17 protein-coding genes are annotated in these 20,446 nt (G+C 66.2%); 15 read left to right on the top strand and 2 right to left on the bottom strand.

Features of this window, described 5'->3' with window-relative positions:
* Nucleotides 1–142 precede the first annotated feature (142 nt).
* From VARPA_RS18560 to VARPA_RS18540, 5 genes are all read left to right on the top strand, one after another.
* Nucleotides 143–3,019, top strand: coding sequence for a 2-oxoglutarate dehydrogenase E1 component (locus VARPA_RS18560; RefSeq protein WP_013542129.1), 2,877 nt, complete (start codon nt 143–145; stop codon nt 3,017–3,019).
* A gap of 54 nt (nt 3,020–3,073) precedes the next feature.
* Nucleotides 3,074–4,339 carry a 2-oxoglutarate dehydrogenase complex dihydrolipoyllysine-residue succinyltransferase gene (odhB, locus tag VARPA_RS18555; RefSeq protein WP_013542128.1) on the top strand — a complete coding sequence of 422 codons (1,266 nt, stop codon included), beginning with the start codon at nt 3,074–3,076 and terminating at the stop codon, nt 4,337–4,339.
* A gap of 154 nt (nt 4,340–4,493) precedes the next feature.
* Nucleotides 4,494–5,921 carry a dihydrolipoyl dehydrogenase gene (gene lpdA, locus VARPA_RS18550; RefSeq protein ID WP_013542127.1) on the top strand — a complete coding sequence of 476 codons (1,428 nt, stop codon included), beginning with the start codon at nt 4,494–4,496 and terminating at the stop codon, nt 5,919–5,921.
* Between the two features lie 4 nt (nt 5,922–5,925).
* Complete coding sequence (zapE, locus tag VARPA_RS18545; protein ID WP_013542126.1) at nt 5,926–7,023, top strand: cell division protein ZapE; 1,098 nt, start codon at nt 5,926–5,928, stop codon at nt 7,021–7,023.
* Nucleotides 7,020–7,685: a hypothetical protein gene (locus VARPA_RS18540; protein WP_013542125.1), complete on the top strand. Its 666-nt coding sequence runs from the start codon at nt 7,020–7,022 to the stop codon at nt 7,683–7,685. Before zapE ends, VARPA_RS18540 begins: the two co-directional genes overlap by 4 nt.
* Before the next feature lie 17 nt (nt 7,686–7,702).
* On the opposite strand, the gene VARPA_RS18535 is transcribed toward VARPA_RS18540, so the two are convergent.
* Nucleotides 7,703–8,497 carry a PP2C family protein-serine/threonine phosphatase gene (locus tag VARPA_RS18535; protein ID WP_013542124.1) on the bottom strand — a complete coding sequence of 265 codons (795 nt, stop codon included), beginning with the start codon at nt 8,495–8,497 and terminating at the stop codon, nt 7,703–7,705.
* Nucleotides 8,498–8,605: 108 nt separating this feature from the next.
* Here VARPA_RS18535 and VARPA_RS18530 point away from each other — a divergent pair, with 108 nt between their 5' ends.
* Nucleotides 8,606–8,809 carry a YdcH family protein gene (locus VARPA_RS18530; RefSeq protein WP_041943815.1) on the top strand — a complete coding sequence of 68 codons (204 nt, stop codon included), beginning with the start codon at nt 8,606–8,608 and terminating at the stop codon, nt 8,807–8,809.
* Nucleotides 8,806–10,872 (top strand): ATP-dependent DNA helicase, encoded by a 2,067-nt coding sequence (locus VARPA_RS18525; RefSeq protein ID WP_013542122.1) that lies wholly within the window; start codon nt 8,806–8,808, stop codon nt 10,870–10,872. Before VARPA_RS18530 ends, VARPA_RS18525 begins: the two co-directional genes overlap by 4 nt.
* A gap of 59 nt (nt 10,873–10,931) precedes the next feature.
* Here the strand turns inward: VARPA_RS18525 and VARPA_RS18520 are convergent, their stop codons facing one another.
* Nucleotides 10,932–11,738 (bottom strand): outer membrane protein assembly factor BamD, encoded by an 807-nt coding sequence (locus tag VARPA_RS18520; protein WP_013542121.1) that lies wholly within the window; start codon nt 11,736–11,738, stop codon nt 10,932–10,934.
* 71 nt (nt 11,739–11,809) lie between these two features.
* On the opposite strand from VARPA_RS18520, the gene VARPA_RS18515 reads away from it, so the two are divergent.
* The 8 genes from VARPA_RS18515 (at nt 11,810) to ispG (ending at nt 20,443) form a co-directional block, all read left to right on the top strand.
* The gene (locus tag VARPA_RS18515) at nt 11,810–12,778 is read left to right on the top strand and encodes an RluA family pseudouridine synthase (protein ID WP_013542120.1); all 969 of its coding nucleotides are present in this window, start codon (nt 11,810–11,812) and stop codon (nt 12,776–12,778) included.
* 128 nt (nt 12,779–12,906) lie between these two features.
* Complete coding sequence (gene scpB / locus VARPA_RS18510; protein WP_013542119.1) at nt 12,907–13,806, top strand: SMC-Scp complex subunit ScpB; 900 nt, start codon at nt 12,907–12,909, stop codon at nt 13,804–13,806.
* On the top strand, nt 13,793–15,598 hold the full coding sequence (locus VARPA_RS18505) for a pseudouridine synthase (protein WP_013542118.1): 1,806 nt from the start codon (nt 13,793–13,795) through the stop codon (nt 15,596–15,598). Before scpB ends, VARPA_RS18505 begins: the two co-directional genes overlap by 14 nt.
* 152 nt (nt 15,599–15,750) lie before the next feature.
* On the top strand, nt 15,751–16,176 hold the full coding sequence (gene ndk, locus VARPA_RS18500; RefSeq protein ID WP_013542117.1) for a nucleoside-diphosphate kinase: 426 nt from the start codon (nt 15,751–15,753) through the stop codon (nt 16,174–16,176).
* A gap of 21 nt (nt 16,177–16,197) precedes the next feature.
* Complete coding sequence (gene rlmN / locus VARPA_RS18495; protein WP_013542116.1) at nt 16,198–17,352, top strand: 23S rRNA (adenine(2503)-C(2))-methyltransferase RlmN; 1,155 nt, start codon at nt 16,198–16,200, stop codon at nt 17,350–17,352.
* Between the two features lie 4 nt (nt 17,353–17,356).
* Nucleotides 17,357–18,211 carry a type IV pilus biogenesis/stability protein PilW gene (gene pilW / locus VARPA_RS18490; protein ID WP_013542115.1) on the top strand — a complete coding sequence of 285 codons (855 nt, stop codon included), beginning with the start codon at nt 17,357–17,359 and terminating at the stop codon, nt 18,209–18,211.
* Nucleotides 18,204–19,169 carry a helix-turn-helix domain-containing protein gene (locus VARPA_RS18485; RefSeq protein WP_013542114.1) on the top strand — a complete coding sequence of 322 codons (966 nt, stop codon included), beginning with the start codon at nt 18,204–18,206 and terminating at the stop codon, nt 19,167–19,169. The genes pilW and VARPA_RS18485 overlap by 8 nt, the downstream gene beginning before the upstream one ends.
* The gene (ispG, locus tag VARPA_RS18480) at nt 19,166–20,443 is read left to right on the top strand and encodes a flavodoxin-dependent (E)-4-hydroxy-3-methylbut-2-enyl-diphosphate synthase (RefSeq protein WP_013542113.1); all 1,278 of its coding nucleotides are present in this window, start codon (nt 19,166–19,168) and stop codon (nt 20,441–20,443) included. The genes VARPA_RS18485 and ispG overlap by 4 nt, the downstream gene beginning before the upstream one ends.
* The last annotated feature ends 3 nt before the right edge of the window (nt 20,444–20,446 follow it).

Here is a 20,446-nt window from a genome sequence, read left to right as displayed (position 1 = left end):
TCATATGGTTGACGTGGCACAATGCCAAGGTACTCAGGCCCTTCCCCAGCCACAGTCGCATCCGCCAACCGGTTCAGCCGTGTCGCGGAAGGTTTCTTAAACCAGCTAGTGCTTCCTTCAGGGAAGCGAAGGTCAGCGGATCATGAGCGATTCCTCTACGCCCACGGCGTACACCGCCTATCAAGGCAACACCTACCTCTTCGGCGGCAATGCGCCCTATGTCGAGGAGATGTACGAAAACTACCTCTCCAACCCCGGCAGCGTTCCCGACAACTGGCGTTCGTACTTCGACGCCCTGCAGAACGTTCCCGCCGCCGACGGCACCAACACCCGTGACGTCCCGCACCTGCCGGTCATCAATGCTTTCGCCGAACGCGCGAAGCAGGGCACGACCAAAGTCGTGCAGGCCAGCGGCGCCGACTCCGAACTCGGTCGCAAGCGCACCGCCGTCCAGCAGCTGATCGCCGCCTACCGCAACGTCGGCGCACGCTGGGCCGACCTCGATCCCCTGAAGCGCGCCGAGCGCCCGGCCATTCCGGAACTCGAGCCCTCGTTCTACGGCTTCGCCGATGCCGATCTCGAGACGGTGTTCAACACCAGCAACACCTTCTTCGGCAAGGAGACCATGTCGCTGCGCGACCTGCTCAATGCCTTGCGCGAAACGTACTGCGGCACCATGGGCGCCGAGTACATGTACACCACCGACCAGAACCACAAGCGCTGGTGGCAGCAGAAGCTCGAAAGCGCGCGCACCAACCCGAAGCTGAGCGCCGAGCAGAAGAAGCACGTGCTCAACCGCCTGACCGCGGCCGAAGGCCTCGAGCGCTTCCTGCACACCAAGTACGTCGGCCAGAAGCGTTTCTCGCTTGAAGGCGGCGAAAGCTTCATCGTCTCGATGGACGAACTGATCACCCAGGCCGGCGTCAAGGGCGTGCAGGAAATCGTGATCGGCATGGCCCACCGCGGCCGCCTGAACGTGCTGGTCAATTCGCTCGGCAAGATGCCGGCCGACCTGTTCGCAGAGTTCGACCACACCGCCCCCGAAGAGCTGCCCAGCGGCGACGTGAAGTACCACCAGGGCTTCAGCTCGGACGTGACCACCCCCGGCGGCCCGGTGCACCTGAGCCTTGCGTTCAACCCCTCGCACCTTGAAATCGTGAACCCCGTGGTCGAAGGCTCGGTGCGCGCCCGCATGGACCGCCGCGCCGACCCGCTGGGCAAGCAGGTGCTGCCCGTGATCGTGCACGGCGACGCCGCCTTCGCAGGCCAGGGCGTCGTGATGGAAACGCTGGCGCTGGCCGAAACCCGTGGCTACTCCACCGGCGGCACGGTGCACATCGTCATCAACAACCAGATCGGCTTCACCACCAGCGACCCGCGCGACAGCCGCTCGACGCTGTATTGCACCGACATCGTCAAGATGGTCGATGCGCCGGTGCTGCACGTGAACGGCGACGACCCCGAAGCCGTGGTGCTCGCCACCCAGCTCGCGCTGGAGTTCCGCATGGAATTCCAGAAGGACGTGGTTGTCGACATCATCTGCTTCCGCAAGCTGGGCCACAACGAGCAGGACACGCCCTCGCTCACCCAGCCGCTCATGTACAAGAAGATCGCCCAGCACCCCGGCACGCGCAAGCTGTACGCCGACAAGCTGGCCGCTCAGGGCCTGGGCGACACGCTCGGCGATGACATGGTCAAGGCGCAGCGCGCCGCGTTCGACGAAGGCAAGAACACCGTCGATCCGGTGCTCACCAACTTCAAGAGCAAGTACGCCGTCGACTGGAGCCCGTACCTCAACAAGAAGTGGACCGACGCCGGCGACACCGCCATTCCGTCGTCCGAGTGGAAGCGCCTGGCCGAGAAGATCACCACCGTGCCGCAAGGCTTCACCGTGCATCCGCTGGTGAAGAAGGTGCTGGACGACCGCGCCGCCATGGGCCGCGGCGACGTCAACGTCGACTGGGGCATGGGCGAGCACATGGCCTTCGCCTCGTTGGTGGCCAGCGGCTACCCGGTGCGCCTGTCGGGCGAAGACTCGGGCCGCGGCACGTTCACGCACCGCCACGCCGTGCTGCACGACCAGAACCGCGAGAAGTTCGACGAAGGCACCTACACGCCGCTGCAGAACGTGGCCGAGAACCAGGCACCGTTCGTCGTGATCGACTCGATCCTGTCCGAAGAAGCCGTGCTCGCGTTCGAATACGGTTACGCCTCGAACGACCCGAACACGCTCGTCATCTGGGAAGCCCAGTTCGGCGACTTCGTGAACGGCGCGCAAGTGGTGATCGACCAGTTCATCGCTTCGGGCGAAGTGAAGTGGGGCCGCGTCAACGGCCTCACGATGATGCTGCCGCACGGCTACGAAGGCCAGGGCCCCGAGCACAGCTCGGCACGCCTGGAGCGCTTCATGCAGCTGAGCGCCGACACCAACATGCAGGTGGTTCAGCCCACCACCGCCAGCCAGATCTTCCACGTGCTGCGCCGCCAGATGGTGCGCAACCTGCGGAAGCCCCTGATCATCATGACGCCCAAGTCGCTCCTGCGGAACAAGGACGCGACCTCGCCGCTGTCCGAGTTCACCAAGGGCAGCTTCCAGACCGTCATTCCCGACAGCAAGGGTCTGAAGGCAGAGAAGGTCAAGCGCCTGATCGCCTGCTCGGGCAAGGTCTACTACGACCTGGCCAAGAAGCGCGAGGAGCAGGGCAACGACGACGTGGCGATCATCCGCGTCGAGCAGCTCTACCCGTTCCCGCACAAGGCCTTTGCCGCCGAGATCAAGAAGTACCCGAACCTCACGGACGTGGTGTGGTGCCAGGACGAACCGCAGAACCAGGGCGCCTGGTTCTTCGTGCAGCACTACATCCACGAAAACATGCAGGAAGGCCAAAAGCTCGGCTACTCCGGCCGTGCCGCTTCGGCATCGCCGGCGGTCGGGTATTCGCACCTGCACCAGGAACAGCAGAAGGCGCTCGTCGATGGCGCATTTGGCAAGCTCAAGGGCTTCGTGCTGACCAAGTAATACAAGCCTCTTTTCACACGAACACCCTCAAGAAAAATACGGAGCAACCTCCAAATGTCTATCGTAGAAGTCAAAGTCCCCCAGCTTTCCGAATCCGTGGCCGAAGCCACCATGCTCACCTGGAAGAAGAAGGCCGGCGAAGCCGTCGCCGTCGATGAAATCCTGATCGAGATCGAGACCGACAAGGTCGTGCTGGAAGTGCCCGCCCCCTCGGCCGGCGTGCTGGCCGAAATCGTGCAGCCCGATGGCGCCACCGTGGTGGCGGATCAGCTGATCGCCAAGATCGACACCGAAGGCAAGGCCAGCGCCGCTGCCCCGGCTGCAGCACCTGCTGCCGCTGCTCCGGCTGCTGCCGCGCCTGCTCCGGCAGCCGCTGCCGCCGCCACCGGCGGTTCGAAGTCGGACGTTGCCATGCCCGCCGCCGCCAAGCTGCTGGCCGACAACAACCTCAAGACCGGCGACGTTGTCGGCACCGGCAAGGACGGCCGCGTGACCAAGGGCGACGTGCTCGGTGCAGTGGCTTCGGGCGCCAAGCCTGCCGCTGCCGCCATCCCCGCACCGGCTGCCAAGCCCGCACTGCCGCAGGTCGCCTCGCCGGTCGGTTCGTCCGACCTCGGAGAGCGTCCGGAACAGCGCGTGCCGATGAGCCGCCTGCGCGCCCGCATCGCCGAGCGCCTGATCCAGTCGCAGTCGACCAACGCGATCCTGACCACCTTCAACGAAGTGAACATGGCGCCCGTCATGGAACTGCGCAAGCGCTTCCAGGACAGCTTCATCAAGGAACACGGCGTGAAGCTCGGCTTCATGTCCTTCTTCGTGAAGGCCGCGGTGCACGCACTGAAGAAGTACCCGGTGATCAACGCCTCGGTCGACGGCAACGACATCCTGTACCACGGCTACTTCGACATCGGCATCGCCGTCGGTTCGCCGCGCGGCCTGGTCGTGCCGATCCTGCGCAACGCCGACCAGATGAGCTTTGCCGACATCGAGAAGAAGATCGCCGAGTACGGCAAGAAGGCGCAAGACGGCAAGCTGGGCATCGAAGAGATGACCGGCGGCACGTTCTCCATCTCGAACGGCGGCACCTTCGGCTCGATGCTCTCGACGCCGATCATCAACCCGCCTCAGTCGGCCATCCTCGGCGTGCACGCCACCAAGGACCGCGCTGTGGTGGAGAACGGCCAGATCGTCATCCGTCCGATGAACTACCTGGCCATGAGCTATGACCACCGCATCATCGACGGCCGCGAAGCCGTGCTGGGCCTGGTCGCGATGAAGGAAGCGCTGGAAGATCCGTCGCGCCTGCTGTTCGATATCTGACCGGCATCTGACTCACCCCCAGGCTGCGCGCACTTCGTGTCGCTTCGCCAACCCCCTACCGGGGGCAACACCTGCGGCCCGGCAAAGCCGGTTCCGCGGGTTCCGCGAAGGATGCCAATCCAGTGACGCGTCCGCCAACTGAAACGGAAACCCTATGAGCAAACAATTCGACGTCATCGTCATCGGCGGCGGCCCCGGCGGCTACATCGCCGCGATCCGTGCGGCGCAACTCGGCTTCAACGTGGCCTGCATCGACGAGTGGAAGAACGCCAAGGGCGGTCCCGCGCTCGGCGGCACCTGCACGAACGTGGGCTGCATTCCCTCGAAGGCGCTGCTGCAATCGTCGGAGCACTTCGAGCACGCCGGCCACGGCTTCGCGGACCATGGCATCAAGGTGTCGGGCCTGGAACTCGATATCGGCAAGATGCTGGCCCGCAAGGACCAGGTCGTGAAGCAGAACAACGACGGCATCACCTACCTGTTCAAGAAGAACAAGATCACGTCGTTCCACGGCCGTGGCTCGTTCGTGAAGGCTGCCGAAGGCGGCTACGAAATCAAGGTGGCGGGCGCCGCCGAGGAAACCATCGTCGGCAAGCACATCATCGTGGCCACGGGCTCCAACGCCCGCGCGCTGCCGGGTGCGGCCTTCGACGAAGAGAACATCCTGTCGAACGATGGCGCGCTGCGCATCGGCGCAGTGCCCAAGAAGCTCGCGTTGATCGGCTCGGGCGTGATCGGCCTCGAAATGGGCTCGGTCTGGCGTCGCCTCGGCTCCGAAGTGACAGTGCTCGAAGCGCTGCCCACGTTCCTTGGTGCAGTGGACGAACAGATCGCCAAGGAAGCCAAGAAGGCCTTCGACAAGCAGGGCCTGAAGATCGAGTTGGGCGTGAAGGTCGGCGAGATCAAGTCGGGCAAGAAGGGCGTCTCGATCGCCTGGACCAACGCCAAGGGCGAAGCCCAGGTGCTGGACGTCGACAAGCTGATCGTGTCGATCGGCCGCGTGCCCAACACCATCGGCCTGGCCGCTGACGCCGTGGGCCTGGCGCTCGACGAGCGCGGTGCCATCACCGTGGACGGCGACTGCAAGACCAACCTGCCCAACGTGTGGGCGATCGGCGACGTGGTGCGCGGCCCGATGCTCGCGCACAAGGCCGAGGAAGAGGGCGTTGCCGTGGCCGAGCGCATTGCCGGCCAGCACGGGCACGTCAACTTCAACACGATTCCGTGGGTGATCTACACGCACCCCGAGATCGCATGGGTCGGCCAGACCGAGCAGCAGCTCAAGGCCGAAGGCCGCGCCTACAAGGCCGGCACCTTCCCGTTCCTCGCGAACGGCCGCGCACGCGCGCTGGGCGACACGACCGGCATGGTCAAGTTCCTGGCCGATGCCACGACCGACGAGATCCTGGGCGTGCACATGGTGGGCCCGCAGGTCAGCGAACTGATCTCCGAAGCCGTGGTGGCGATGGAGTTCAAGGCGAGCGCCGAAGACATCGCGCGCATCTGCCATGCGCACCCGTCGCTGTCGGAAGCCACGAAGGAAGCCGCGCTCGCTGTCGACAAGCGCACGCTCAACTTCTGATCCCTTGAGCGTCAAAGAGGCTTACGAAAAGGAACTCGCCTTGCGCGGGTTCCACAGCGATCCCGCGCAACTGCGCGCCGTGGAGGCGCTGGACCGCTGTGCGAACGAATGGGCCGAGTACAAGGCCCAGCGTTCCAACGCGCTGAAGAAGTTCATCAACCGGCCCGAGCTGCCGCGTGGCGTCTACATGTACGGTGGCGTCGGGCGCGGCAAGAGCTTCCTGATGGACCTGTTCTTCAACGCTGTGCCGCTGCGCCGCAAGACGCGGCTGCACTTTCACGAATTCATGCGCGAAGTGCACCGCGAACTGCGGGAGCTCCAGGGCACGGTCAATCCGCTCGACGAGCTGGGCCTGCGGATTTCGAAGCGCTACAAGCTGATCTGCTTCGACGAGTTCCACGTGGCGGACATCACCGACGCGATGATTCTTCATCGGCTGCTGGTGTCGCTGTTCGAGAACGGCGTGGGCTTCGTCACCACCTCCAATTTCAAGCCCGACGACCTGTACCCCGGCGGACTGCACCGCGACCGCATCCTGCCCGCGATCGCGCTGCTCAAGGAGAAGCTCGAAGTGCTTAGCGTGGACAACGGCACCGACTACCGGCGCCGCACGCTCGAGCAACTGCGCATGTATCTCACGCCGAACGATGCGGCGGCCGAGAAGGAAATGCGCAAGGCCTTCGACAAGCTGGCCGAGACGGCCGACGAGAACCCGGTGCTGCACATCGAGGCGCGCGAAATCCGCGCACGGCGCAAGGCCGGCGGCGTGGTCTGGTTCGACTTCAAGACGCTGTGCGGCGGACCGCGTTCGCAGAACGACTACCTCGAAATCGCGAGCCAGTTCCACACGGTGCTCTTGTCCGACGTGCCGCACATGCCCGTGCGAATGGCTTCGGAAGCACGCCGTTTCACCTGGCTGGTCGACGTCTTGTACGACCGGCGCGTCAAGCTCATCATGTCGGCAGAGGTCCCGCCGGAGGCGTTGTACACCGAGGGGCCGCTCGCGCACGAGTTCCCGCGCACGGTTTCCCGCCTCACTGAAATGCAGTCGAGCGAGTTCCTCTCCCTGGAACGCCGCATCGTCGATACCCGACTCACATGAAAAAAATTGCCCTTGCCCTGCTGATGACCCTGGCCAGCCTTCCGCTCTGGGCGCAGTCGAATGCTGCGGCGGGCAACGCCAATCTCGAAGCCGAGCGCACCCGGCTTTCTGCCGAACGCGACGCGATCGAGGCGCGCTTCCTGCAGGAGCGAACGGCTTGCTACAAGAAATTCGCGGTCGAGGATTGCCTGCGCGAGAGCCGCGGCCGCCGGCGCACGGAGCTCGACAGCATCAAACGCCAGGAAACGGCGATCAACGACATCCAGCGCCAACGTGCCGGTGCGGCGGAGCAGCAGAAGCTCGACCAGAAGGCCGCCACGCAGCGCCCGGCGGATACGCAGGAAAAGCGCGACCAGTCGGCCAAGGACCAGAAGGACCGCGAACAGCGCGCAGCGGACCATGCAGCCAGCCGGGCCTCCACAGCGGCCGAAGCCGCCGAGCGGCAGAAGCAGTTCGACGACAAGCAGAAGGCGCACGCCGACGCACAGGCCAAGGCCGCTCAACGCCGTGCCGAGGCGCCCGCTGAGGCGGAGCGCTTTGCAGAAAAGCAGCGAAAGGCGGAAGAGCACAGGGCGAGCCGCGAGCGCCAGAATGCCAATCGCACGAAGCCACGCGGTGCACCGCTGCCGCCAGCGGCGCCCGCGTCAGCGCCAGCGCGCTGAGGGCGCTGCTGCTGCGATCAGGCCGTTGTTGCGGTGGCGGCCGTTGCCGTCGTCGGCAGCGAATCGAGCTTCAGCACTGCAATGGAAATGTTGTCGCCCGTGCCGCGGGCTCGGCGACGCGCTTCTCCCACCAGGATCTCGACCGCATCGCGCGGCGACTGCGCGTACAGCACGCTCGCCAGTTCCGCGGGGCTGAAGTAGTGCCAGAGCCCGTCGCTGCATGCCATCAGCAGGTCGCCCGGCTGCATCTTCGGGATGTAGTGCGGATCGATGGGCGGCGGCGTCGTCGCCATGCCCAGGCACCCGAGCAGGATGTTGCCCTGCGGATGCACATTGGCCTCTGCCTCGCTGATCTGGCCGCGATCCACCAGCGCCTGCACGTACGAATGGTCGCGCGTGCGCTTGACCAGTTGCCCGTCGCGGAAGTGATAGATGCGCGAGTCGCCTGCATGAATCCAGGCGCAGTCGCCCTTGGGGTTCATGAGGAAGGCCGCGAGCGTGCTGTGCGGCTCCTGCTCGCTGGAGATCGCGGTGAGCTTGATGACCGTGTGCGCGTCGTCGAGCAATTGGCGCAGGATGGCCTCGGGGTCGTCGCGCTCGGGGTGGTAGCGCGTGAAGAGCTGGCGCGCCGTCATCAGCACCTGGTCGGAGGCCTTGCGGCCCCCGCTGCGGCCGCCCATGCCATCGGCGATGACGCCAAGGACACAGCCTGGCGTGCGCGGATGGCTCATCATCAACACCTGGTCCTGTTGATAGGGGCGGTCTCCCTTGTGGAGTCCGGTGGCGGCGGCAAGTCGAAAGCCTTGGGTCATGAGCACATGTGCGCCGAAGGCGCGCTTCCTGTCTTCTCGTAAATTCGTATCAGGACGTATTATCGAATGAACATGCGCCGCGCAAACCTCGCGTTCGCACCCCCACCGTTGGACTCCAATCTCCACTCCCTTTCCCGCCAGCTGATCGAACTGCGCATCGAGCACGCCGATCTCGACGCCACCATCGACCGCCTCGCCGAAGCCTCGCCGCAAGACGAGCTCCTGCTGCGGCGCCTGAAGAAGCGCCGTCTCGCGCTGCGCGACCAGATCACGCGCGTGGAGAACATGCTCGATCCGAGAGAGCCCGCGTGACCGAGACGCTCGAGGACAAGGTGCGCGATGCGTTCGCGCAGGGCGGAGTGCTCTCGCATGCCGCCGATCAGTTTCGCGAACGTACGGGCCAGACCGACATGGCGATGGCCGTGGCCCGCACCATCGACCAGGGGGGCGTGCTGGTGGTCGAGGCCGGCACCGGCGTCGGCAAGACTTTTTCGTACCTCGTGCCGGCGCTGTTGAGCGGCGAACGCGTGCTGCTGTCGACGGCCACCAAGACCTTGCAGGACCAGTTGTTCGGCCGCGACCTGCCGCGTTTGGTCGAGGCTTTCGGGCTGCCGGTGCGAACGGCGCTATTGAAGGGACGGGGCAGTTACCTGTGCCTGCATCGGCTCGACACGGCGCGCCACGACGCCTCGCTGCCCGAACGCGGCAGCCTGCGAACGCTCGCCAAGATCGAGCAATGGTCCAAGGCCACGCGCACCGGTGACCTGGCCGAGCTGCCGGGGCTCGACGAGCGCTCGCCGCTCATTCCACTCATCACGTCCACGCGCGAGAACTGCCTGGGCGCGCAGTGCCCGCAGTTCAAGCCCTGCCACGTGAACCTGGCGCGGCGCGAGGCGCTGGCGGCCGACATCGTGGTTATCAACCATCACCTGTTCTTTGCCGATCTCGCGGTGCGCGAGACCGGCATGGCCGAACTGCTGCCGAGCGTGAGCGTGGTGGTGTTCGACGAAGCGCATCAGCTCAACGAAACCGGCGTGCAATTTCTCGGTGCGCAGCTGGGCAGCGGCCAGGCGCTCGACTTCGCGCGCGACATGCTGGGCGCCGGTTTGCAGCATGCGCGCGGGCTGGTCGATTGGCAGCAGCTGGTGGCGGCGGTCGAGCGCGCCGCGCGCGAGTTGCGGCTCGTGGTCGGCAAGCAATGGCCCGGCGCCAAGCTGCGCTGGCTGGGTGAGTCGCCCGAGGGCGTCGATCCGGGTGCCTGGCAGAAGGCGCTCGAAGACCTGCAGCATTCGTTCGAACTTGCAGCCGAAGGGCTCGATACCGTCAGCGAAATTTCTCCTGACTTCGTGCGCCTGCACGAGCGGGCCCAGCAGCTCGCCAAGCGCTCGGCGCGCTTCGCATTGCCGTGTGCGGTCGATTCAGTGCGCTGGGTGGACGTGGGCTCTCAACTGCGGCTCATCGAGTCGCCCCTCGACATTGCCGAGGCGATGCGCAAGCGCGTGCTCAAGATCAGCGAGCCGGACGACGGCGACGACAGCGACACCGACGCGTACGGCGAGCGCCCCGCGGCGCATGAGCGGGAACACGACCGCCGCGCCTGGGTCTTCACTTCCGCCACGCTGGGCGACGAGCCCACGCTGCGCTGGTTCACCGAGCCTTGCGGCTTGGGCGATGCCGAGGTGCTGCGCGTGCAGAGCCCGTTCGACTATGCATCGCAAGCGGCGTTGTACGTGCCGCGCGTCTTTCCGAAACCCAACGACCCATCGCACAGCGCGAAGGTTGCGCAATTGGCCGCACGCGGCGCCGCGGAGCTCGGCGGACGCACGCTGGTGCTGACGACCACGCTGCGCGCGTTGCGCACCATCGGCGACGCGATGAAACAGCATTTCGAGCTGCTCGATGCGGCAGTGCGACCCGAAGTATTGGTCCAGGGCGAACTGCCCAAGCGTGTGCTCATGGAGCGATTCCGCGAAGGCGCGAACGAGGGGCGTGCCGGCTGCGTGCTGGTGGCGTCGGCGTCGTTCTGGGAGGGCTTCGATGCACCCGGCGATGCGCTGCAGCTGGTGGTGATCGACAAGCTGCCGTTCCCGCCGCCCAACGATCCGCTGGTCGAGGCGCGTTCGCAGCGCCTCGAAGCGCAAGGGCGCAGTTCGTTCAGCGACTATTCGCTGCCCGAGGCGGCGGTGGCGCTCAAGCAGGGTGCGGGGCGTTTGATTCGCCGCGAGACCGACAGCGGCGTGCTGGCAATCTGCGACACCCGGCTGGTGGCGATGGGCTATGGCCGCCGCTTGCTGGCGGCGCTGCCGCCGATGCGGCGGCTCGAAACCGAGGCAGATTTCGAGAGCGCCATCGGCGCCCTCAAGAACCCGTACTGATGTGCCTCCCTTTGCGGGAGCAGCACGAAGCGAAGTGAAGAGCCGGAGGCTCTCTTACCTCACCAGACCTTCCACCAAGGGTCGTTGTTGCCCTTGAAGCCGTTCGCCAGGTAGGTGCTCTGTGGGTAGTTGGTGGTCAGCACGCGCTGGGCATCGTCGCGCAGGTCCTTCATGCCAAGGGCGTCGTACGACTTCACCATGATGTACAGGGCTTCTTCGAGCGCCGGCACTTCGCGGTAGTCGGCCAGTGCGATCTGTGCCCGGTTGATGGCCGCGAGGTAGGCGCCGCGCGTGTAGTAGTAGCGAGCCACGTGAACCTCGTATTGCGCGAGCGAATTCACGATGTAGTTCATGCGCTGGCGCGCGTCGGGCGCATAGCGCGAATCGGGGAAGCGCGTCACGAGGTCGCGGAACGACTCGAACGATTCCTTGGCGGCCTTCTGGTCACGCTCGGACAGGTCCTGGCGCGTGAGGAAGGCGAACATGCCCAGGTCGTCGTTAAAGTTGATGACGCCCTTCAGGTAGAGCGCGTAATCGAGCGCCGGGCTGGCTGGGTGCAGCTTCATGAAGCGGTCGATGGTGGCGATGGCACTGGCCTTTTCGCCGCCCTTGTATTGGGCGTAGGCCTTTTCCAGCTGAGCCTGCTGCGCGAGCGGCGTGCCGGCGGCGCGGCCTTCGAGCTTTTCATACAGGGGAACCGCCTTGTCGTAGGCGCCCGAACTGGACTCTTCCTTGGCTTCCGAGTAAATGCGGTTAGGGCTCCAGGAAGCGGTCTTGTCTTCCTTGGTGGAGGAGCAGCCGGTAGCGAGCAAGGCCGCCGCGCTGAGCGCGATCCAGGCAGGGACCGATAATTTGGCGCGAAACATCACATACGGCTTTCGTGAAACAGTTGCCTTCAATTATATCGACCGACCCTTTGGCCGATCCCCCGGAAACCATGGAACTCGAAGAGGGCGCCGATCCGGTCGAACCGAGCGAGCTGCGTCCCTTTGTGGTCAGCGAAGCACTGCACGGCCAGCGGCTCGACCGTGCGTTGGCCGCCCTGGTGCCCGAATTTTCCAGAAGTTACCTGCAGCAATTGATCGAGGCCGGTGCCGTCGAGTTCCAGGGCCGCACGCTCACCAAGGCTTCGGCCACGGTGCGCGCGGGGCAGGCGGGGCGCATCGAGCTGCGCCCCACGCCCCAGAGCCAGGCCTTCCGACCCGAGCCGATGGATCTCGTCACCGTGTTCGAGGACGAGCACCTGCGCATCGTCGACAAGCCCGCCGGCCTCGTCGTGCACCCGGCCCCGGGGCACTGGAGCGGCACGCTCCTGAACGGGCTGCTGGCGCTGGACCCGAAGGCCGTGCTGCTGCCCCGCGCGGGCATCGTGCACCGGCTCGACCGCGACACCAGCGGGCTGATGGTCGTCGCGCGCACCCGTGCCGCGATGGACGCGCTGGTGGCGCTGATCGCCGCGCGCGAGGTCAAGCGGCAATACCTCGCCATCGGGCACAAGCCGTGGGTGGGCGCCGCGGCCCGCCAGGTCGATGCGCCGATCGGGCGCGATCCGCGCAACCGGCTGCGCATGGCCGTGGTCGACCTGGAGCGCCATTCGGGCAAGACGGCCCGCACGCTGATCGAGCGGCTCGACAGCCATTCGGAAGGCTGTGTGGTGCGCTGCACGCTCGAAACGGGCCGCACCCATCAGATTCGGGTGCACATGGCGTCGATCGGCCATCCGCTGGTTGGCGATGCGCTTTACGGCGGCGCTCCGGCCGTGGGGCTCGCGCGTCAGGCGCTGCATGCGTTCCGGCTGGCCTTCGTGCATCCCGTCACGCAGGCGGCGCTCGAGTTCCACTCGCTGCCGCCGCCGGACCTCGTTCAGGCTTTGCAGTCCTGGGGGCTGGACTACAATCGCGCCTGACGGCCCAAGGGCCGCGCCGGCCTCCCTAAGCCGGCCCTGCGTTGCACTCGCCGCGTGCCGGCAACGCCTCTTCTTTCATCCTTCTGAACAAGCGCCCTTGAGGCGCCTTTTCCCGGATAACGCGAACCATGAATACGGCGGATGCCAAGCGCATTCTCGAAACCGCCTTGATCTGTTCGAGTCAGCCGTTGCCGGTGCGCGATCTGCGCGTGCTGTTCGACGACGAGCTGGGTGTGGACACCATCAAGGTGCTGTTGCTTGAACTGCAGGAAGACTGGGCGCAACGCGGCCTGGAGCTTGTGAGCGTCGGCAGCGGCTGGCGCTTCCAGAGCCGGCCCGAGATGCGAGACCACCTCGATCGCCTGCACCCCGAGAAGCCGCCGCGCTACACGCGCGCCGCGCTCGAGACCCTGGCCATCATTGCCTACCGCCAGCCGGCCACGCGCGGCGACATGGAAGATATTCGGGGCGTCACGATCAACTCGCTGATCCTGAAGCAACTCGAGGACCGCGGCTGGGTCGAAGTGATCGGCCACCGCGAAACCGTTGGCCGGCCCGCGCTGTACGCGACCACCCGCCAGTTTCTCGACGACCTCGGCCTGGCCTCGCTCGATCAACTGCCGCTGATCGAAACCCCCGCGCAGCAGGCCGCGTTGGTCGATGCGCTCGAGCAGGCGTCCGGCAGCCAGCAGGGCCTGCCCATGGACGCCGTTGCCGAGTCGGATGCCGATGCGTCCGCCGTTGGCGATGCAGATGTGATGCCACAAGAGGCGCCGCTGTCCGCCGGCGACTCCGTCGAAGCCGCCCCCGAAGTGCTGGAAGCCGCCGCAGCGCAAGTAGCCGAAGACATTGCGTCCGCTGACGTTGCCGAAGCGGAGGAAGCCCCGCTTTCCGCGGGCGAAGAGGCCGAATCTCCCGCCGAAGCCGAGCCCGCCCCCGTTACCACCGATTCCGACCCCGATGCCGCGTCCCAGGACGAGGTCGATCCCCACGCAGTTCCTCCGGAAAAACCCCATGAGCCCATCTGACATCGACGACGCGGGAAACCTGCCGATCGCGCCTGAATCCGAGAAGAAAGAGGCGCCGGCGCCTGAGCAAGCTGCGGATGCTGGCATCGACTCCGCAGCGCCTGCCGATGGCGAGGCTCCCAAGAAGCGGCGCCCGCGCAAGAAGAAGGTCGTCGAGGCTGTGGCCGATGAGGCCGAGGTATCTCCAGCAGTCGAGCAAGCCGAGCCTGTTGAGCCGGCAGTCGAGTCGCCAGTGGCTGCATCCGAAGAAGCCGCTCCTGTAGCAGCCGCTCGCCAAGAGCGTCCTGCCGAAGAGGCTCCCCGTGGTGATCAAGGCGACCAGGGCGACCAGGGTGACGATGAGGACGAAGACGAAGAGCCCGACGAGGAAGAAGACGACCTCGACCGTGCCCGCCGTGCCGCCGAACGCGAGCAACGCAACGCGCCCCCGACCGAGCCGATCCGCTTCTCGGACGTCATCTCGGGCCAGTTCGACGCCGACGAGGAAAGCCCCGAGGTGCCGCCGCTCAAGCGCGTGCTGCTGCCCGAGGCCGATTCGCCCAAGCTGCACAAGGTGCTCGCACAAGCCGGCCTGGGTTCGCGGCTCGAGATGGAGGCGCTGATCCTGCAGGGCCGCATTTCCGTCAACAACGAACCCGCCCACATCGGCCAGCGCATCCAGTACGGCGACCAGGTCAAGATCAACGGCAAGCCGATCCGCTACCGCATCGCGCCGCCGCCGCCGCGCGTGATCGCGTACCACAAGCCGGTCGGCGAAGTGGTCACGCATGACGACCCGCAGAACCGGCCCACCGTGTTCCGCAAGCTCCCGCGGCTGCAGCAGGGCAAGTGGCAATCGGTCGGTCGGCTCGACCTGAACACCGAAGGCCTGCTGCTGTTCAGCAGTTCCGGTGATCTGGCCAATCAACTGATGCATCCGCGCTTCGGCCTGGAGCGCGAGTACGCGGTGCGCGTGCTGGGCGCCCTCAGCAGCGAAGAGAAGCAGAAGCTGCTCGACGGCGTGCGCCTCGAAGACGGCATGGCCCAGTTCGGCACCATCGAAGAGGGCGGCGGCGAAGGTTCCAACTGCTGGTATCGCGTCACCATTTCCGAAGGCCGCAACCGCGAAGTGCGCCGGCTGTTCGAGTCGGTGGGCCATGCGGTCAGCCGGCTGATTCGCATCCGCTATGGCGCGATGGTGCTGCCGCGCGGTCTGAAGCGCGGCGCCTGGATGGAACTCGACGAGCGCGATATCCGTGCGCTGTTCCAGGCCTCGGGCGGTGCGGCGGCCCGCCCCGCGGCGCCGCAGCAACGTGGCCCTGGCGGTCCCGAAGGCGGTGGCCGCAACGGACGCAACAAGAAGCGCCGTGGCAACCGCAATGGCGGCGGCCAAGGTCAGGGGCAAGGACAACAGCAACCGCGCGAGATGCGCGATGACGGGCGCGAGGCGCCCATTCCGAATCCGCTGGGCGACGGTCGTCCGCCGCGCGGCGATCGCGGTGGCCGAGCCAACCGCGGTGGCGGCGGTGGTGGCAACGGCGGCCCGCCGCAGCAGCGCCGTGGCAATGCCGGCGGCAACAACCGCCAGGGGCAGGGCGGCGGCAATCGCCAACAAGGCGACGATCGCCAGCCGAGCGGCGCCAACCAGCCCGATCCGATGAAGACCTCGCTGGGCTACATCGGCGCCGACAGCTTCTCGCGCCAGCGCAAGGAGCAGCGCGGAGGACCGGGGGGGCGTCGCACCGGCGGCGGTGGTACCTCGGGCGGTGGTGGCTACGGCGGGCCGGCAGGCTCGCGCCGACGCGGACGCTGAAAGCCAGCCGTCGCGGCGCGGCTTTCGCGGGGTTTTCACCAATCCCGGAGGCTGGGCCGGTTAAAATCAGAGGCTTTGTCGACTGGTGGCGAAACAAACTCGTTGCAGTTGTGACAAAACACTTCAAAATCAAAGCTGCAGGAAGCATTTCAATGGCTATCGAACGTACCCTCTCCATCATCAAGCCCGACGCCGTTGCCAAGAACGTCATCGGCAAGATCGTTTCCCGCTTCGAGGCCGCCGGCCTCAAGATCGTTGCCGCCAAGCTGGTGCATCTGTCGCGCAACGAAGCCGAACAGTTCTACTCGGTCCATAAGGAGCGCCCCTTCTTCAAGGACCTGGTCGAGTTCATGATCTCGGGCCCCGTGTTCGTGCAAGTGCTCGAAGGCGAGAACGCCATTGCCAAGAACCGTGACCTGATGGGCGCCACCGACCCCAAGAAGGCAGCCGCCGGCACCATCCGCGCCGATTTCGCCGACAGCATCGACGCGAACGCCGTGCACGGTTCGGACGCTCCTGAAACCGCAGCGAACGAAGTCTCGTTCTTCTTCGCCGGCCTCAACGTCTACGCACGCTGAGGCTGTCTGCCGACTGATTCCATGACCACGGCCAACCTGCTCGACTTCGATCTCGAGGGACTGGCCGCGTTCTGCGAAAAACTCGGCGAGAAGCGTTTCCGCGCCACGCAGCTGTTCCGCTGGATTCACCAGCGTGGCGCCAGCGACTTCACCCAGATGACCGATCTGGCCAAGTCGCTGCGCGAGAAGCTCGCGACCACCGCGCGCGTGGAGGCCTTGCCGGTCCTCACGCAGCACGAATCCAAGGACGGCACGATCAAGTGGCTGTTCGACGTCGGCGACGGCAATGCCGTCGAAGCCGTATTCATTCCCGAGGACGACCGCGGCACGCTGTGCGTGTCGTCCCAAGCCGGCTGTGCGGTCGGTTGCCGCTTTTGCTCGACTGGGCATCAGGGCTTCAGCCGCAACCTGAGCACGGGCGAAATCGTCGCCCAGCTCTGGTTTGCCGAACACTTCCTGCGCAAGCACCTGAAACGCGACGAACGCGTCATCTCCAACGTGGTGATGATGGGCATGGGCGAGCCGCTGCAGAACTACACCGCGCTTGTGCCCGCGCTGCGCACCATGCTCGACGACAACGCCTACGGGCTGTCGCGCCGCCGTGTCACCGTGTCGACTTCCGGCGTCGTGCCGATGATCGACCGCCTGGGCACCGACTGCGCCGTGGCCATGGCCGTTTCGCTGCATGCGCCCAACGATGCGCTGCGCGACGACCTCGTGCCGCTCAATCGCAAGTACCCGATCGCCGAGTTGCTCGAAGCCTGCAAGCGCTACCTCGAACATGCGCCGCGCGACTTCATCACCTTCGAGTACTGCATGCTCGACGGCGTGAACGACCAGCCCGAACATGCGCGCCAGCTGGTCGAGCTCGTGCGCAAGCACGACGTCTCGTGCAAGTTCAACCTGATTCCGTTCAACCCCTTTCCAGCCTCGGGCCTGCTGCGTTCACCTCAGCCGCGCGTGCTGGCGTTCGCCCGGACGCTGAGCGAGGCGGGCCTCGTGACCACCGTGCGCAAGACGCGCGGCGACGACATCGATGCCGCCTGCGGGCAGCTCGCTGGCGACGTCAAGGACCGCACCCGCGCCGCCGAACGCATGGCCCAGCGCCGTGCAACCGAACGTCCCGTTGTCTTGCACCCGATGCGCAAGAACCCCACCGTCTCCCAGGAGCATTGAACCGATGAGCAAGGCCTTTCCGATGATCACCGCGAGCACGCAGCGCATCCTGGCTGCAAGCCTTGCCGGTGTCGCCGTGGCGTTTCTGCTCGCCGGCTGCGTCAACACGCGGACCACCACCACCAGCCTGGCCGACACCAGCTCGGGCAAGGGCGCCGAGATCGTCACCGAATCCGACGAAACCAACCGCCAGCGCCGCGCGCGGCTGCGCATGGAACTGGCGTCGGGCTATTTCGAGCATGGGCAGACCACCGTCGCGCTCGACGAGATCAAGCAGGCGCTGGTGGCCGACCCCAACTACGCGGACGCCTACAACCTGCGCGGCCTCGTCTACATGCGCCTGGAAGATGCGGGTCTGGCCGAAGACAGTTTCCGCCGCGCGATCGCGATCGCACCGCGCGACCCCAACATCCGCCACAACTACGGCTGGCTGCTGTGCCAGCAGAACCGCTTTGGCGACGCGGCGCAGCAGTTCACCGAAGCGCTCGCCGTACCCAGCTATAACGACCGCGCCAAGACGCTCATGACGCAAGGCGTCTGCGAGCTCAAGGCCGGGCTGCGCCCGCAGGCCGAGCGCAGCCTCTTGCAGGCCTACGAAATCGACGCGGGCAATCCGGTGGTCGGTTTCAACCTGGCGTCGGTGCTGGCGCAGCGCGAGGAGTGGCAGCGCGCGCAGTTCTACATTCGCCGCGTCAACAACAGTCCCTCGGCCAGTGCCGAGACGCTGTGGCTCGGCATCAAGATCGAACGAAAGCTCAACAACCGCGAGGCGATCGCGCAGTTGGGAGGCCAACTGCAACGCCGCTTCCCTCAATCGCGGGAGGCATCAGCGTACGAGCGCGGGAATTTCAATGACTGAACGGGTTTCGGAGTTCGGAACCTCCGCGGCACTGCCGCTCGAGGAAAGCGACATCGCGCACAAGACGGCCGGCGACCTGCTGCGCGAAGCGCGCGAGGCGCACGGACTGCACATCGAAATGGTGGCGGCCGCCCTCAAGGTGCCGCCGCAGAAGCTCGCGGCGCTGGAGGCGGACGACATCGATTCGCTGCCCGATCCTGTCTTCGCGCGTGCCTTGGCCAGCAGCGTCTGCCGCGCCTTGCGCATCGATCCGGCGCCAGTGCTCGCCAAGCTGCCGGCCACCAAACAGGCGGGTCTGGCGGTGGCCGACCGGACCTTGAAGACCAACATCGTCTCCGGCACGCCACGCTGGAACGGCGGGCGCTCCAGCGTGCTGCCGTCGCGGGCGCTGCTGACGGTGGTCGTGCTCCTGCTGATCGGCGCGGGCGCGCTGTTCTGGCTGCCGCAGTCGGTTTTCGACCAGATCGGCGCCTCGGTGTCGCGCCTCACATCGCGCGGCGAACCTGAAGCATCTTCGACGAGCGAAGCGCCTGCGGGCGGAGCAGCCTCGGGAACGCCTGGCGTCGTGGCAGAAAACGTTCCCGTGCAAGCCGTGGCGCCCACCGGGCCGGCGGGTGTCGCACCCGCTGCTGCCGTCAATGGGCCTGCGCCTGCTGCAGCCGCTCCTGCAACCGTCGCGCCCGGCGCGGCATCTCCCGCTGGCGTCGCGAGCAGCAGCCAGCAACTGGTTTTCGTTGCGCGCGAAGAGTGCTGGATCACCGTGACCGAAGTCGGTGGCAAACAACTGCTGCGCCGCAGCCTGCAGGCTGGCGAGACTGTCGGGTTGTCCGGCACCCTGCCGCTTTCTGTGGTGGTGGGCCGTGCGTCGGCGGTCGATGTGCAGGTGAACGGAAAGCCCTACGATCTGAAGCCCGTCACCCGCGGTGGTGGCGTAGCGCGCTTCGAGGTGAAATCGTGACCGACTGCACACCCCAACCCATTGAATCAGCGGCGCCCAAGGCGCGCCGCTCGCGCCAGGCCAGCGTGGTCTGGGGCCCACGCATCGTTACCGTGGGCGGCGACGCTCCGGTGCGCGTGCAGTCGATGACGAACACCGACACGGTCGATGCCATCGGCACCGCGATCCAGGTCAAGGAACTCGCCATCGCGGGCTCCGAGATGGTCCGCATCACGGTCAACACGCCCGAGGCCGCGGCCCAGGTGCCCTACATCCGCGAGCAGCTCGACCGCATGGGCATCGACGTGCCGCTGATCGGCGACTTCCACTACAACGGCCACCGCCTGCTCACCGACTATCCGGCCTGTGCCGAGGCGCTGAGCAAGTACCGCATCAATCCCGGCAACGTGGGCAAGGGCGACAAGAAGGACAAGCAGTTCGGCCAGATGATCGACGCCGCGATGCGCTGGAACAAGCCAGTGCGCATCGGCGTGAACTGGGGCAGCCTCGACCAGGAACTGCTCGCCAGCCTGATGGACACGAACAGCCAGCGCCCCGAGCCCTGGGACGCCAAGCAGGTGATGTACGAGGCGCTGATCACCTCGGCCATCGAGTCCGCGAAGCTTGCCGAGTCGATGGGCATGGCCGGCAACCAGGTCATCCTGTCGTGCAAGGTGAGCGGCGTGCAGGACCTGATCTCGGTGTACCGCGAACTTGCGAAGCGTTGCGAGTACCCGCTGCACCTGGGCCTCACCGAAGCCGGCATGGGCACCAAGGGCACGGTGGCGTCGGCCACGGCGCTGTCGATCCTGCTGCAGGAGGGCATCGGCGACACGATTCGCGTGTCGCTCACGCCGCAGCCAGGCGAGTCGCGCACGCAGGAAGTGCTGATCGCCAACGAAATCCTCCAGGCCCTGGGCCTGCGCGTGTTCGTGCCGAGCGTCACCGCCTGTCCGGGCTGCGGGCGCACCACGAGCACCACCTTCCAGGAACTGGCCAAGCAGATCGACGACTACCTGCGCCTGCAGATGCCGGTCTGGCGCAAGAAATACCCGGGTGTCGAGACGCTGAAGGTGGCCGTCATGGGCTGCATCGTCAACGGCCCCGGCGAGAGCAAGCACGCCGACATCGGCATCAGCCTGCCCGGCACCGGCGAGGCGCCCGCCGCGCCGGTCTTCATCGACGGCGAAAAGGCCCTCACGCTGCGCGGCGACAATATCGCCAACGAGTTCCACCAGCTCGTCGAAACCTATATCGAAAAGCGCTTCGGCGGCGAACACGCCGTCGCCGCCTGACAC

This window comes from Variovorax paradoxus EPS, from assembly GCF_000184745.1.
Lineage (GTDB): Bacteria > Pseudomonadota > Gammaproteobacteria > Burkholderiales > Burkholderiaceae_C > Variovorax > Variovorax paradoxus_C.
Note: the sequence above shows the minus strand (reverse complement) of the source record. Positions and strands in the feature narration are given on the sequence as shown.

Excerpts from the sequence above, each read along its gene's own strand:
- pilW (WP_013542115.1), top strand. The coding sequence starts at position 17,357 with ATGAGCAAGGCCTTTCCGATGATCACCGCGAGCACGCAGCGCATCCTG.
- ndk (WP_013542117.1), top strand. The coding sequence starts at position 15,751 with ATGGCTATCGAACGTACCCTCTCCATCATCAAGCCCGACGCCGTTGCC.
- odhB (WP_013542128.1), top strand. The coding sequence starts at position 3,074 with ATGTCTATCGTAGAAGTCAAAGTCCCCCAGCTTTCCGAATCCGTGGCC.
- scpB (WP_013542119.1), top strand. The coding sequence starts at position 12,907 with ATGAATACGGCGGATGCCAAGCGCATTCTCGAAACCGCCTTGATCTGT.
- lpdA (WP_013542127.1), top strand. The coding sequence starts at position 4,494 with ATGAGCAAACAATTCGACGTCATCGTCATCGGCGGCGGCCCCGGCGGC.
- VARPA_RS18505 (WP_013542118.1), top strand. The coding sequence starts at position 13,793 with ATGAGCCCATCTGACATCGACGACGCGGGAAACCTGCCGATCGCGCCT.
- VARPA_RS18560 (WP_013542129.1), top strand. The coding sequence starts at position 143 with ATGAGCGATTCCTCTACGCCCACGGCGTACACCGCCTATCAAGGCAAC.
- VARPA_RS18515 (WP_013542120.1), top strand. The coding sequence starts at position 11,810 with ATGGAACTCGAAGAGGGCGCCGATCCGGTCGAACCGAGCGAGCTGCGT.
- VARPA_RS18520 (WP_013542121.1), bottom strand. The coding sequence starts at position 11,738 with ATGTTTCGCGCCAAATTATCGGTCCCTGCCTGGATCGCGCTCAGCGCG.
- VARPA_RS18540 (WP_013542125.1), top strand. The coding sequence starts at position 7,020 with ATGAAAAAAATTGCCCTTGCCCTGCTGATGACCCTGGCCAGCCTTCCG.
- VARPA_RS18485 (WP_013542114.1), top strand. The coding sequence starts at position 18,204 with ATGACTGAACGGGTTTCGGAGTTCGGAACCTCCGCGGCACTGCCGCTC.
- rlmN (WP_013542116.1), top strand. The coding sequence starts at position 16,198 with ATGACCACGGCCAACCTGCTCGACTTCGATCTCGAGGGACTGGCCGCG.
- VARPA_RS18535 (WP_013542124.1), bottom strand. The coding sequence starts at position 8,497 with ATGACCCAAGGCTTTCGACTTGCCGCCGCCACCGGACTCCACAAGGGA.